This is a genomic window from Burkholderia stabilis (assembly GCF_001742165.1).
Taxonomy (GTDB): Bacteria; Pseudomonadota; Gammaproteobacteria; order Burkholderiales; family Burkholderiaceae; genus Burkholderia; species Burkholderia stabilis.
This window is the reverse complement of sequence record NZ_CP016443.1, coordinates 2,066,060-2,078,265: the sequence shown is the minus strand read 5'-3', so window position 1 is coordinate 2,078,265 and position 12,206 is coordinate 2,066,060. Positions and strand designations below refer to the sequence as shown.

Genomic DNA, 12,206 nt, shown 5'->3' with positions numbered 1-12,206 from the left:
CATTGTTCGCTGGAATGGCGATGCGACCTGACAAGTTGAAATCCCACCCGCCGTCGGCCGATAATCGTCCGGCATCGAACGCTCACCCAGTCCAACCGTTATCGGAAAACGCCATGTCCTACGACAACAACAACCCGTTCGCGAAAATCCTGCGCGGCGAACTGCCGTGCGTGAAGGTCGCGGAAGACGACGCGACCCTCGCGATCATGGATCTCATGCCGCAGGCCGACGGTCACGTGCTCGTGATCCCGAAGGAGCCGGCCGCGCAGATCTTCGAGCTGTCCGGCGATGCGGCCGCGGCCGGCATCCGCATGACGCAGCGCGTCGCGGCGGCCGTGCGCGCGGCGCTCGAGCCGGACGGCGTGTTCATCGGCCAGTTCAACGGCGCGGCGGCCGGCCAGACGGTCCCGCACGTGCACTTCCACGTGATCCCGCGCTGGGAAGGCGCCGAGCTGCGGATGCATGCGCGCGAGATGGCCGACGCGGCGACGCTCGAAGCGATCGCGCAGCGCATTCGCGCACGCTTCGTGTAACGGCGCGTTCGCAGGCGGCGCGGCGGCGGCGCACGAGCCGGCCGTCGCGCGGCAACTGCCTGTTTCAGCGGTCACGCGGAGTAACACGTGTAACCGCGCACGAAACTCGGCCCGGCAGGCCGCGCGCTAGACTCGGCGCATTGTTTCATCGAGCGACAGGAAGGGCGGATCGCCTCTTCGTGCCGGCCGCCGCCGCTCGCGGCGGTACGGTGTTCGCAAGGTGTCATTCGTCTTTCGCGCCGGGAATCGAGCCATGTCCAGACTTCTCATCACGCTTGCCCTGATCGGCGGCCTGTCCGGCTGCTACGTCGCACCGCCGTACGGCTATGCGCCCGCGCCGGCCTACTACGGCTATGCGCCGGCGTATTACGCGCCGCCCGTCAGCATCGGGATCGGCGGCAACTTCCGCATCCGCTGATCGGGCGCCGGAGCCGGGCCTGACCCGCGCCGGCCCGATCCACGGTTCTGCGCCGGAAGATTCGCGCGCCGCATGACACCGGCGCGCAGCGTATCGCGCGCGGTTCCTATACTTCACAGGAAAGCGCATTGCCGCGCATTTCCCGTGAGGCAGCCATGTCGGTCACACGCAAGGTCGCTGTCCTGTCGGGCGTATCCACGCTCGTTTATCTCGGGCTCGCCGTGCTCGGCATCGGCGGGTTCTCCGCCTTTTTCTCGCATCCGCCGCTGACCGTCGTCGTCATCGCGACGTTCGTGATGGCCGTCGCCGCGATGTTCACCGAAGGCAACCTGAGCGCCGGCGAACGCGAGAACCGCGACAACCGCTGGGTGCTCGCGGCGTTCGGGGCGAGCGGGTTCCTGCTCGCGTATCTGCCCGCGCTGACCGACCGGCTCGATGTATGGACCTTCGGCGGCGATGCGGTGCGATGGCTCGGCGTCGTGCTGTACATCGCAGGCGGGGCACTGCGCATCTGGCCCGTGTTCGTGCTCGGCAAGCGCTTCAGCGGGCTCGTCGCGATCCAGCCGGGCCATACGCTCGTGACCGACGGCATCTACCGCCGCATCCGCAATCCGAGCTATCTCGGCCTGCTCGTCAATTCGGTCGGCTGGGCGCTGGCGTTCCGCTCGGGTATCGGCTTGCTGCTGGTCGCGCTGATGCTGGTGCCGCTGGTGGCGCGCATCCGTTCCGAGGAGGCGCTGCTGCGTTCGCAATTCGGCGCCGAATACGACGCGTATTGCGCGCGGACCTGGCGGCTGCTGCCCGGCGTGTACTGACCCCGTCATATCGTTTCGGCCGTCGTTTCGGCGCGCGCTCACGGCGCGTGCCCGATGTGTTGCCACGTGTGTCTCAAACGTGCGACGCCGCGTATCGCCGGCCTGCCGTTCCGCGCGGCCGGACTCAGCTCACAGCCAATGCCGGCGCGGCTTTCCGGGTATTGCGGGGTGGGCGTTCACGGTCCGTTATTCGTAAACAACTTGTTACCAGAATGTCCACGGCAACGATGCGGGACCGGTGCTATTCTTCGCCGCAAGCTCATTGAAATGAATTGGTCCGGGGTTCGGCACAATGCCTGAACCGACGCCGATCGATTCAGATCGTCGTACCGAGCGGACCTTCGATAACCAGATTGCGAACAAGGAAGAATACGGGAATGTGGAAGAAAATCGCCCCCGCTCTCGTCGTCGCCGCGCTGACCGGCGCGACTGCGCTGCCGGCCATGGCCGGTGACATGAACAATGCGCTTGGCGGCGCGCTCGGCGGGGTAGCCGGCGCAGCAGTCGGCGGCGCGCTCGGCGGCAGCACGGGCTCGGTCATCGGCGGCGCCATCGGCGGCGGCGCAGGTGGCGCGGTGACGTCGAACCGTCGCGAACGTACCGGCGCGATCATCGGCGGCGCACTCGGCGGTGGCGCCGGCACCGCGGCAGGCAACGCGATGGGCGGCCGCACGGGCGGCCTGCTGGGCGCGGCTGTCGGCGGCGGCGCAGGCGCGGCGCTCGGCGGCAACATGTCGCGCAGCTCATACGAACGCGATCACGGCGGCGGCTACTACCGTCACCGCAAGCATCGTCACCACCGCGACTGGGACTGATCGCCGCTGGCGCGGCACGGTGCGCGAGCCGCGCACCGGCGCGCCGACGGCGTCGGCACCCGACGCGAGATTCGGCCCGGCGGCCTGCCGGGCCGTCATCGCCGGCCAGACCGGCGACCTTTTCCGGCTTCATCATTCATTGCCATACACCTGATCGACGGGCCGGCAATTTCCCTCCTCGCCGTATTTCCCCGCTTCCCGCCCGTACCGCCCGCTGCGTCTGAACACGTGTGCGCAGGACCGGCGAATGCCATCGGTTTTCCGGTCGGCGCATCAAGCCGTTCGGGCCTGACGAAGGCTTCCGGCGAGCGCCGAGCCGCCCGCAGCCGGGCACATATCGACCCATCTCATTTCGCGTAATACGATGCATCGCGCGCTGCATTGCGCGATCGGCGTTGCCGCGTCCGGACGCGTCGCATCAATCGTCCCGGCGCGCGTACGCAATGCCCCGGCCGTCAGGATTTCCCTGATAGGCAGATCGTCCCGAATCACCGCTTCACCGCCCATCGCGGGCCTCGGCAAGTAGTGGGAAATCGAATGGATGTCATCGCGACATTTAATTGGTCGATTGCGAACGACTTCGCTATCGTCGTCGATGCCCGCGTACGGAATCGAACCGTGCCGTCCGCCGCGCCTCGCTGCATGACCCCGAGCGCTGCGGCCCGGCCGCCGGACCCACCTGCATGGGCCGCCGCGTCCGATGAACCGGACGGACCCGTCGCGAAGCCTGGCCGACCAACGAAGGCGCATGCGCTTTCAAGCCACCCCGGCAACGATGTCCCGCCGCCGCATGCGCGCCCCACGCGCAGGTGTGCCGCCCGATGCCGTTGGCGCCCGGGGCCGGACCAACCCATTGCCTGGATGCAATATGTCTAAGACAACGTATTACGCGCCGCATGGCGGCCACCCGCCGCAGACCGATCTGCTGACCGATCGCGCGATGTTCACCGAAGCGTACGCGGTGATCCCGAAGGGTGTGATGCGCGACATCGTCACGAGCTGGCTGCCGTTCTGGACGAACACGCGCCTGTGGGTGATCGCCCGCCCGCTGTCGGGTTTCGCGGAAACCTTCTCGCAGTACATCGTCGAAGTGAACCCGGGCGGCGGCAGCGACAAGCCCGAGCAGGACAAGAACGCCGAAGCCGTGCTGTTCGTCGTCGAAGGCGAAGCCGAGCTGACGCTGCAAGGCAAGAAGCACGTGCTGACGCCGGGCGGCTACGCGTTCATTCCGCCGGGCGCCGACTGGACGCTGCACAACGTCAGCGATGCCGCGGTGCGCTTCCACTGGGTTCGCAAGCATTACCAGGCCGTCGACGGCATCCCGCTCCCGGAAGCATTCGTGACCAACGAGCAGGACGTCGAGCCGATCCCGATGCCGGGCACCAACGGCGCATGGGTGACGACGCGCTTCGTCGACATGAGCGACATGCGTCACGACATGCACGTGAACATCGTGACGTTCGAGCCGGGCGGCGTGATTCCGTTCGCTGAAACGCACGTGATGGAGCACGGCCTGTACGTGCTCGAAGGCAAGGCCGTCTATCGCCTGAACCAGGACTGGGTCGAGGTGGAAGCGGGCGACTTCATGTGGCTGCGCGCGTTCTGCCCGCAGGCATGCTATTCGGGTGGCCCTGGCCGCTTCCGCTACCTGCTGTACAAAGATGTGAACCGTCACATGAACCTGACGCTGAACCCCGCGCGCTAAGCGCCGAGTCAGCAGTCGAATGCGAAAGCCCGCCGGCGCATGCCGGCGGGCTTTTTTTCATGGTGTGGCCGCTGTCCGGGCGGCCGGGGTGTGTATGGCGACGCCAAGATTCGCCACCTCGCTTTCGCTGAAGCGGGGGCGACCATCCCGCGCGTCATCGCGCGTGCCCGTCGTGCAACGGTGCATCGGCGAGGCGCAGCTCGTGCGCGAGGCCGATCAGCGCGCGCAACCGCGCAGGCACGAAGCGATGCCCCGAGTAGTAGAGCCGCAGGCCGCCGAACGACGGGCACCACGGGACCAGCACCGGCACCAGCGCGCCGGTTTTCAGCTCTTCGTCGATGAACCATTCCGAGATGAAGCCGATGCCCAGCCCGAACAGGATCGCCTGCTTGATCGCGGACAATTCATTGAGCGCGAACCGTACGGGCAGGTCCATCTGCAGCTTCTGCCCCTTGCGTTCGAGTTCCCAGTGATAGATGCCGCCGTGCGCCATGCGCATGCCGATGCTCTGGTGCTTGAGCAGATCGCGCGGATGACGGGGCGTGCCGTGGCGCTTCAGGTACTCGGGCGTCGCGACCACCAGCATGCGGATATCGCGCGAGAGCGCCACCGCGATCATGTCCTGCGGCACGGATTCGGCCAGGCGGATGCCGGCGTCGAACCCTTCGGCGACGATGTCGATCAGGCGCGATTCGCTGACGATGTCGATGCGGACGTCGGGGTAGCGCTGCGCGTACGGGTGAAACAGCGGCCCCAGCAACAGGTGTGCGGCGCCCTGCGGCGCGTTGATGCGCAGCGTGCCGCTGGGCGTATCGGGCCCGGTGCCGGCTTCTTCGCCGGCGCTCCGGATCTCGGCGAGCGCGGGCGTGATGCGCTCCACGTAGCGCTGGCCCGCATCGGTCAGCGACACGCTCCGTGTCGAGCGGTTGAACAGGCGCACCTTCAGGCGCGCTTCCAGTCCGGCCACGGCGCTGCTCACCGCCGTCGTGGACATGCCCAGCTCCAGCGCCGCGCCGCGAAAGCTGCTGCGGCGCGCGACGGCCAGGACCACTTCCAGTTCGGTCATTCCGGTGCGGTGCATCGATTGTCCTGATTTTCGGGATGAGTCATCAGCCATAAGACGGCTTATCAGAACAGTAATGTATTCCTAGACTGCGTGTCATGACAGCTTGTCGGACACGCGCACAGGAGTACGCACCATGCAACGCATCGAACACATCTACATCAACGGCGAATTCGTGACGCCGCACGGTCACGAGTGGTTTGACCTGCACGACCCGAGCACCGAGCAGGTCGTCGGCCAGGTTCGCCTCGGCGACGAGCAGGATGCCGAGCGGGCGATCGCCGCGGCCAAGGCCGCGTTCCCCGGCTGGTCGCGCACCACGCGGGAAGAACGGATCGCGGCGCTCGAGCGCATGCTCGACGCCGTCGCCGCACGGGAGGACGACCTGATGCAGGCGATCGTGACCGAATACGGCGCACCGGTCGAGCGCGGCCGCTGGATGGCGACCTATCCGGCGGACACCATCCGGCAGGCCATCGCCGCGCTGGAGACGTTCGCGTTCGAGGAACAGGCCGGCTCGGCCCGCGTGGTCATGACGCCCGTCGGCGTGGCCGGGCTGATCACGCCGTGGAACAGCGATGCGGGGTTCATCTGCAACAAGCTGGCCACCGCGCTGGCGGCCGGCTGCACCGCGGTCATCAAGCCCAGCGAGATGAGCGCGATGCAGACGCAGGTGATCACCGAAGCGCTGCATGCGGCGGGTTTGCCGAAGGGCGTCTTCAATATCGTCAACGGGCGGGGCGACGTGGTGGGCGACGCGATCTCGCGCAGCCCCGATGTCGCGAAGATCTCGTTCACCGGCTCGTCCGCGGTGGGGCAGCATCTGGTGGGCGCGGGCGCGGCCACGATGAAGCGCGTGACGCTGGAACTGGGCGGCAAGTCGCCCACGGTGGTGCTCGACGACGCGGATTTCGCGAACATCATGCCGCTCGTGTTGCAGGCGGGGTTCATGAACAGCGGCCAGGCGTGCATCGCGGGGACGCGCGTGCTGGTGCCGCGCCACCGGCTCGCGGAATTCGAAGAAGCGATCAAGCAGGCGGTTGCACGCGTGCGCTCCGGCGATCCGCGCGATGCCGGCACCGACATCGGGCCGATGGTCAGCGCGAAGCAATGGGAGCGGGTGCAAAGCTACATCCGCATCGGGCAGGAAGAAGGCGCGGTGCTGCTGGCGGGCGGTGAAGGGCGTCCCGACGGCCTGCAAGCCGGATGGTTCGTGAAACCCACGGTGTTTTCCCGTGCGAGCAACCGGATGCGGATCGCGCAGGAAGAAATCTTCGGCCCGGTGCTGACCGTCATCCCCTACGAAGACGACGCCGATGCGATCGCCATCGCCAACGATACGCGCTACGGCCTGAGCGCGATGGTGCTGGGCAAGGATCGCGAACGGTGCGAGCGTGTCGCGCTGCAGATCGATGCTGGCCGGGTGCTCGTCAATACGCTGGCCCACGAGCCGCTTGCGCCGTTCGGCGGCTTCAAGCATTCGGGGTTGGGACGGGAAATGGGCCGGTGGGGCATCAGCGCGTATCTGGAACCCAAGACGCTGATCGGGAGCGCAAGCCGGGTAGTGTGAGCGGGTGTGCGTTGCGATGCCTCCGTACGTCGTGCGGGGGCATTTGCGCATCTCGAGCCGCTATGCAATGCACGTGCAAAGGTGTTGCCGCTGATCGTGTGCCCGGGGCGGACCCGGCGAATGCGGTGCGTTCGAACGATGCGAGGCCGCGGGTGAACGTCGCAGCGCGACTGACTTACATACCGAGCGCGTGCGCGGCGAGTTGCGCGACTTCCAGAGACGTATCGGGCGACAGGTCGTCCTCGATCAGCCACACGGCCGACAGGCCCACCCACGCGAGAATCCACTGCAGCAGCCGGCGGCGGTCGAGCTGCGCGGCATCGGCCACGCACACGACGCGTTGCCCGAAGCGCACCGGATCGATCGCGATGTCGTGCGCGGGGTTGCAGAACAGGTTCGCGTAATCGAACGCGCGATCGCCGCGCAGTCCTTTCGGGTCGATCGCGAGCCAGCCGCGTTCACCGAAATGCAGAATGTTGCCGTGATGGATGTCGCCGTGCAGCACGACTGCGTCGGCGGGCGGTCCTGCCAGCAATTGGCGCGCGGTCGCTGCGGAGCGGCGCAGCGCGTCGTTGCTGGTGTGGTCCGACAGCAGCGGGCGGAACCAGTCGTCGAGCGGCACGACCCAAGTCGGCCCCGGCCCACGATGCGCGTGCAGCCGCGCGACGACGTCGCATGCGATGCGCATCGCATCATCGTCGTGGCCCGAAGCGGAAAAGCCCGCAAGCGTCGGCGCGGGCTGTGCGCGTTCGAGCAGGATCGCGTCGCCGTCGTGTTGCCACACCTGTGCCGCGCCTTGCCCGTTCCACCAGGCCATCAGCGCATTGCCGCGACGTTCTTCGTCGCACGTCGCAATCTTCAGCATCGCGGGCCGCGCGTGCCAGCGCACGGGCAGCAGGCCGCCGCTCGCGGTCAGGATCGGGCCGCCGTCGGGAACGAGGCCCCACAGGCCGAGGTATCGATCGAACATGATCGCGATGGTACAGGCGAACCGGAGCGCGCGCAGTGCGGTTCGTCCGATCGCGCTTGATCGGCACGCATGCGCAGCGTGAATGGTCTCGCGCGCTTTCCTAAATAAAATTTAGCCAGCCAAACTTTGGCTAAAGAATGTTCCGGTTTCGCGCCATCCCTTCGACAATGCGCGCCTTTCGTGAACGGTCGGCGCGTATCGCGCACCGGCCGTCGCGGCATCGAAGAAGGAGCCCGACATTGACCGACCACACCGCTTCCCCACCGCCGCCACCCGCGCCGCCGCGCCGCCGACGCGTGTGGCGCACGCTCGCGGGCGCGCTGCTCGGCCTGACGCTCGCGTGCGCGGGCATCGGCGCATGGACGATCCATCGCATCTGGACGCAGTTGCCGTCCGTCGAGCACCTGGCCGTTTATCGTCCCGCGCTGCCGCTGCGGATCTTCTCGCGCGACGGTGATCTGCTCGCCGAATACGGCGTCGAGCGGCGCGAGTTCGTGCCGCTCGAACGCATCCCGACGCTGATGCGGCAGGCGCTGCTCGCGGCCGAGGACGCGAAGTTCTACCAGCACGGCGCGGTCGATTTCGGCGGCCTCGCGCGCGCGACGTTCGCGAACGTCGTGACCGGGCAGCCGGGGCAGGGCGGCAGCACGATCACGATGCAGGTCGCGCGCAACTTCTATCTGACGCGCGACAAGGTGTTGAGCCGCAAGCTCGCCGAGATCCTGATGGCGGCCAAGCTCGAACGCGAATACAGCAAGGACAAGCTGCTCGAGCTGTACATGAACGAGATCTATCTGGGCGAGCGCGCGTACGGTTTCGCGGCGGCCGCGAACGTGTATTTCGGCAAGCCGCTCGACGCGCTGAACGCGGGCGAAGCGGCCGTGCTCGCGGGGCTGCCGAAGGCGCCGTCCGCGTTCAACCCGGTCGTCAACCCGGCGCGCGCGACCGCGCGGCGCAACTACGTGCTCGGGCGCATGCATGCGCTCGGCCAGCTCGACGACGCGACGTACCATGCGGCCGTCGACGCGCCGATCGCGCTGGCGACCACGCCGCCGCCCGGGATCGTCGCCGCGCCGTACGTTGCCGAGCGCGCGCGCCGCATGATGGTCGAGCGCTTTCACGACGACGCCTATACGCTCGGCCTCGACGTGACGACGACGATCTCGATGCGCGACCAGCGCGCGGCCGAAGCCGCGCTCCAGCGCACGCTGCGCCGGCAGCCGCCCGCGAAGCGCGAAACGCGCAACGGGCTCGAAGGCGCGCTCGTGTCGCTCGATGCGGCGACCGGCGACATGCTCGCGCTCGTCGGCGGCGCTGATTTCAATCGCAACGTGTTCGATCATGCGCTGCAGGCGTACCGCCAGCCGGGGTCGAGCTTCAAGCCGTTCGTCTATTCGGCCGCGCTGGAGAAGGGCTATTTCCCGGGCGTGCTCGTCGACGATACGCAGCGCACGCTCACGCACGCGGAAACCGGCGCGCGGCCGTGGCGTCCGCGCAATTTCGGCAATCGCTACGAAGGGTTCATTCCGGTGCGGCGCGGGCTCGTGCGCTCGAAGAACCTGGTCGCGGTCAGCCTGATGCAGGCCACCGATGCGCGCTACGTGCAGCAGCACGCGGTGCATTTCGGCTTCGACGCGCAGCGCAATCCGGCATCGCTGCCGCTCGCGCTCGGCGCGGGCGCGGTGACGCCGCTCGAGCTCGCGAGCGCGTACAGCGTGTTCGCGAACGGCGGGACGCGGATGGAGCCGCGCCTGATCCTGTCGGTGAAGCAGCGTCACGGCGGCGCGATGTACGAGGCGACGACGCCGGAAGGCGCGCGCGTCGTGTCGGCGCGCAACGCGTTCATGATGGACAGCATGCTGCGTGACGTCGTGAAGGCCGGCACCGCACGCGGCGCGCTCGCGCTGCGCCGCGACGACGCGGCCGGCAAGACGGGCACGTCGAACGGGTCGAAGGATGTCTGGTTCGCCGGCTACTCGTCGGGCGTCGTCGCGGTCGCGTGGCTCGGCTACGACACGCCGCGCCCGATGGGGCGCGCGACCGGCGCGACGCTGGCGCTGCCGGTCTGGCTCGACTACATGAAGACGGCTGTCGACGGGCGCACGCCGGTCGATGCGACGCCGCCGCAGGACGTCGCGCTCGTCGACGGCGATTTCGTGTATGCCGAATACACGCGCGGCACGTGCACGGCCGATGTGCCGTCGTACATCCGCAGCCGCTTCGCATGCGGCGGCACGGCGGCGCCGGACGCAGCCAATACGCCGGCCGGCAGCGGCAAACCCGACGAGCCGATGCCCGCGGCCGTCGACGCGGCCGAGCGCGAACGCGTGCTCGACCTGTTCCGAACCGACGACTGACACGCGCCATGCATACGCTTTATCTGATTGCGATCGTCGCGGAAGCGATGTCGGGGGCGCTGATGGGGATGCGGCGCGGGATGGACCGTTTCGGGCTCGCGCTCGTCGGCGCGGTGACGGCGCTCGGCGGCGGCACCGTGCGCGACGTGCTGCTCGGCCACTATCCGCTCGGCTGGATCGCGCATCCCGAATACCTGGTGATCACGCTCGTCGCGGCGACCGTCGCGTCATGGGCCGCCCGGCACGTCGCGCGCATGAAGACGCTGTTCGTCACCGTCGATGCGATCGGCCTCGCCGCGTTCACGATCATCGGCTGCGACATCGGCGCGTCGACGGGCTCGGCGCCGATCATCGTCGTGCTGGCCGGTGCGATCACCGGCGTGTGCGGCGGGATGCTGCGCGACCTGCTGTGCAACGAGATGCCGCTGATCCTGCGCGAGGAACTGTACGCGAGCGTCGCGTTCTTCACGGGCACGTTGTACGTCGGGATGCAGCATCTCGGCATCGATGCGGGCTTCGCGACGGTGGTGGCGCTCGCGGCCGGTTTCTCGATGCGGATGCTGGCCGTGCAGTTGGGCTGGAAGATGCGGACCTTCGGCGCGGCCGACGTCGAACATTGACGCGCGGCCGCGCGCCGGCGTTCAGTCCGGCTGCATCACCTGAAAGACATTCCCTTCCGGATCAATGCCGTCGACCATCTGGTACGGGAATCCATCGTAGCGCTTGATGTCGCGCACCGTGACGCCGTCGCGGGCGAGACGGTCGCGATGGCTTTCGATATCGGTGTCGATGCGGAAGACGAGTTTCACGTTGCTTGCGGTCGCGTTTGCATTCGGGTTCGCGGGAGCAGCCGCGTGACGGAACGCCGGGCCGGCCAGATGCAGCGCCAGCTCGACCGCGCCCGCATCGAGCACGGCCCATTCACCGTCGATTTCCTCGACGACGGGCAGGTCGAAATGGCGTTGATAGAACGCCTTCAGCAATGCGACGTCCTGGACGTACAGGATGATGCGGGTCATCGGAAGCGGCATGTGGGTCTCCTCGAAGGGGATGCGCGAAGCGCGAATGATGCTGCGGGAACGTTTCGAATGCCGACACGGCCGGGCATTGGCCGCACGGCGTGCGCCCGCGCTACGCGGGCACCATGACCGGTGGCGTACCGTCGCCGGTTTCCACCATCTTCACGGAAAATCCATAGCACCGCGCGATATGCGCGGGCGTCATCACGTCGCGCGGCGTGCCGTGCGCGACGATCGTGCCGTCGGCGAGCATCGCGATCGAGTCCGCGTGCCGCGCGGCGAGGTTCGGATCGTGGACGATCGCGAGCACGCCGAGCTGCCATTCGCGCGCGACTGCGCGCACGGTGTCGAGCAGCCGGTGCTGATGCGCGAGATCGAGCGCTGCGGTCGGCTCGTCGAGCAGCAGGTAGCGCGGGCCGCGCTCCGTTGCTTCGTCGTCCGGCCACAGCTGCGCGAGCACGCGCGCGAACTGCACGCGTGCGAGTTCGCCACCCGACAGCGTCGTGACGTCGCGGCCGACGAACGCATCGGCGCCCGCGCGTTCGAGCGCGCGCCATGCGATATCGCGATCGCGGTGCGACGTCGCGCCGCTGCGCCGCGCATGCGGATAGCGGCCGAGCAGCACGATTTCGTCGACGCTGAACGGGAAGGCCGGTTGCGCGGCCTGAGGCAGCACCGCGCGCAGACACGCGAGGCGCGGCGCGTCGATGCGCGCGAGCGGTTCGCCGTTCAGCGTCACGTCGCCGCTCACGCGCACGCCGCTCGGCGCGACGCTGCCGGTCAGTTCGCCGGCGAAGGTCTTCAGCAGCGTGCTCTTGCCTGCGCCGTTGCGGCCGAGCAGCGCGGTCACGCGGCCGGGCTCGATCGACAGCGACAGGTCGCGGAGGATGGCGTTGTGTCGGCGGGCGACGTCGAGATGGTGGGCGGTCAGCATGGTCGTC

At 68.1% G+C, this 12,206-nt stretch carries 12 protein-coding genes; 8 read left to right on the top strand and 4 right to left on the bottom strand.

Features of this window, described 5'->3' with window-relative positions; genetic code table 11:
• Positions 1–113: 113 nt before the first annotated feature.
• The 5 genes from BBJ41_RS27085 to BBJ41_RS27070 all read left to right on the top strand — a co-directional run bounded on the left by BBJ41_RS27085 (position 114) and on the right by BBJ41_RS27070 (position 4,286).
• A complete protein-coding gene (locus BBJ41_RS27085) occupies positions 114–533 on the top strand; it encodes an HIT family protein (RefSeq protein WP_069749287.1) in 420 nt (139 codons plus the stop codon).
• Between the two features lie 253 nt (positions 534–786).
• Positions 787–951 (top strand): hypothetical protein, encoded by a 165-nt coding sequence (locus BBJ41_RS41280; protein WP_167347856.1) that lies wholly within the window; start codon positions 787–789, stop codon positions 949–951.
• A 155-nt stretch (positions 952–1,106) separates the two neighbouring features.
• Positions 1,107–1,766 (top strand): methyltransferase family protein, encoded by a 660-nt coding sequence (locus tag BBJ41_RS27080; protein ID WP_069749286.1) that lies wholly within the window; start codon positions 1,107–1,109, stop codon positions 1,764–1,766.
• A gap of 377 nt (positions 1,767–2,143) precedes the next feature.
• Entirely contained in the window at positions 2,144–2,581 is a 438-nt protein-coding gene (locus BBJ41_RS27075) for a hypothetical protein (RefSeq protein WP_069749285.1), read from the top strand.
• 868 nt (positions 2,582–3,449) lie between these two features.
• On the top strand, positions 3,450–4,286 hold the full coding sequence (locus BBJ41_RS27070) for a bifunctional allantoicase/(S)-ureidoglycine aminohydrolase (RefSeq protein WP_069749284.1): 837 nt from the start codon (positions 3,450–3,452) through the stop codon (positions 4,284–4,286).
• A gap of 154 nt (positions 4,287–4,440) precedes the next feature.
• Here the strand turns inward: BBJ41_RS27070 and BBJ41_RS27065 are convergent, their stop codons facing one another.
• A complete protein-coding gene (locus tag BBJ41_RS27065) occupies positions 4,441–5,367 on the bottom strand; it encodes a LysR family transcriptional regulator (protein ID WP_069749283.1) in 927 nt (308 codons plus the stop codon).
• A 118-nt stretch (positions 5,368–5,485) separates the two neighbouring features.
• Between BBJ41_RS27065 and BBJ41_RS27060 the strand changes: the two genes are divergently transcribed.
• Entirely contained in the window at positions 5,486–6,919 is a 1,434-nt protein-coding gene (locus BBJ41_RS27060; protein ID WP_069749282.1) for an aldehyde dehydrogenase family protein, read from the top strand.
• Between the two features lie 175 nt (positions 6,920–7,094).
• Here the strand turns inward: BBJ41_RS27060 and BBJ41_RS27055 are convergent, their stop codons facing one another.
• Positions 7,095–7,889, bottom strand: coding sequence for an aminoglycoside phosphotransferase family protein (locus BBJ41_RS27055; protein WP_069749281.1), 795 nt, complete (start codon positions 7,887–7,889; stop codon positions 7,095–7,097).
• Between the two features lie 239 nt (positions 7,890–8,128).
• Here BBJ41_RS27055 and BBJ41_RS27050 point away from each other — a divergent pair, with 239 nt between their 5' ends.
• Positions 8,129–10,246 carry a penicillin-binding protein 1A gene (locus BBJ41_RS27050; protein WP_069749280.1) on the top strand — a complete coding sequence of 706 codons (2,118 nt, stop codon included), beginning with the start codon at positions 8,129–8,131 and terminating at the stop codon, positions 10,244–10,246.
• 8 nt (positions 10,247–10,254) lie between these two features.
• Positions 10,255–10,866, top strand: coding sequence for a trimeric intracellular cation channel family protein (locus BBJ41_RS27045; protein ID WP_069749279.1), 612 nt, complete (start codon positions 10,255–10,257; stop codon positions 10,864–10,866).
• 21 nt (positions 10,867–10,887) lie between these two features.
• Here the strand turns inward: BBJ41_RS27045 and BBJ41_RS27040 are convergent, their stop codons facing one another.
• Together BBJ41_RS27040 and BBJ41_RS27035 are read right to left on the bottom strand one after the other, a co-directional pair.
• Positions 10,888–11,277 (bottom strand): VOC family protein, encoded by a 390-nt coding sequence (locus BBJ41_RS27040; RefSeq protein ID WP_069749278.1) that lies wholly within the window; start codon positions 11,275–11,277, stop codon positions 10,888–10,890.
• Positions 11,278–11,377: 100 nt separating this feature from the next.
• Positions 11,378–12,199 carry a heme ABC transporter ATP-binding protein gene (locus BBJ41_RS27035; RefSeq protein ID WP_069749277.1) on the bottom strand — a complete coding sequence of 274 codons (822 nt, stop codon included), beginning with the start codon at positions 12,197–12,199 and terminating at the stop codon, positions 11,378–11,380.
• Positions 12,200–12,206 lie beyond the last annotated feature (7 nt).

What these genes read in the sequence shown, in the direction of transcription:
- BBJ41_RS27085 (WP_069749287.1), top strand. Translation starts at nt 114, where the DNA reads ATGTCCTACGACAACAACAACCCGTTCGCGAAAATCCTGCGCGGCGAA.
- BBJ41_RS41280 (WP_167347856.1), top strand. Translation starts at nt 787, where the DNA reads ATGTCCAGACTTCTCATCACGCTTGCCCTGATCGGCGGCCTGTCCGGC.
- BBJ41_RS27080 (WP_069749286.1), top strand. Translation starts at nt 1,107, where the DNA reads ATGTCGGTCACACGCAAGGTCGCTGTCCTGTCGGGCGTATCCACGCTC.
- BBJ41_RS27075 (WP_069749285.1), top strand. Translation starts at nt 2,144, where the DNA reads ATGTGGAAGAAAATCGCCCCCGCTCTCGTCGTCGCCGCGCTGACCGGC.
- BBJ41_RS27070 (WP_069749284.1), top strand. Translation starts at nt 3,450, where the DNA reads ATGTCTAAGACAACGTATTACGCGCCGCATGGCGGCCACCCGCCGCAG.
- BBJ41_RS27065 (WP_069749283.1), bottom strand. Translation starts at nt 5,367, where the DNA reads ATGCACCGCACCGGAATGACCGAACTGGAAGTGGTCCTGGCCGTCGCG.
- BBJ41_RS27060 (WP_069749282.1), top strand. Translation starts at nt 5,486, where the DNA reads ATGCAACGCATCGAACACATCTACATCAACGGCGAATTCGTGACGCCG.
- BBJ41_RS27055 (WP_069749281.1), bottom strand. Translation starts at nt 7,889, where the DNA reads ATGTTCGATCGATACCTCGGCCTGTGGGGCCTCGTTCCCGACGGCGGC.
- BBJ41_RS27045 (WP_069749279.1), top strand. Translation starts at nt 10,255, where the DNA reads ATGCATACGCTTTATCTGATTGCGATCGTCGCGGAAGCGATGTCGGGG.
- BBJ41_RS27040 (WP_069749278.1), bottom strand. Translation starts at nt 11,277, where the DNA reads ATGCCGCTTCCGATGACCCGCATCATCCTGTACGTCCAGGACGTCGCA.
- BBJ41_RS27035 (WP_069749277.1), bottom strand. Translation starts at nt 12,199, where the DNA reads ATGCTGACCGCCCACCATCTCGACGTCGCCCGCCGACACAACGCCATC.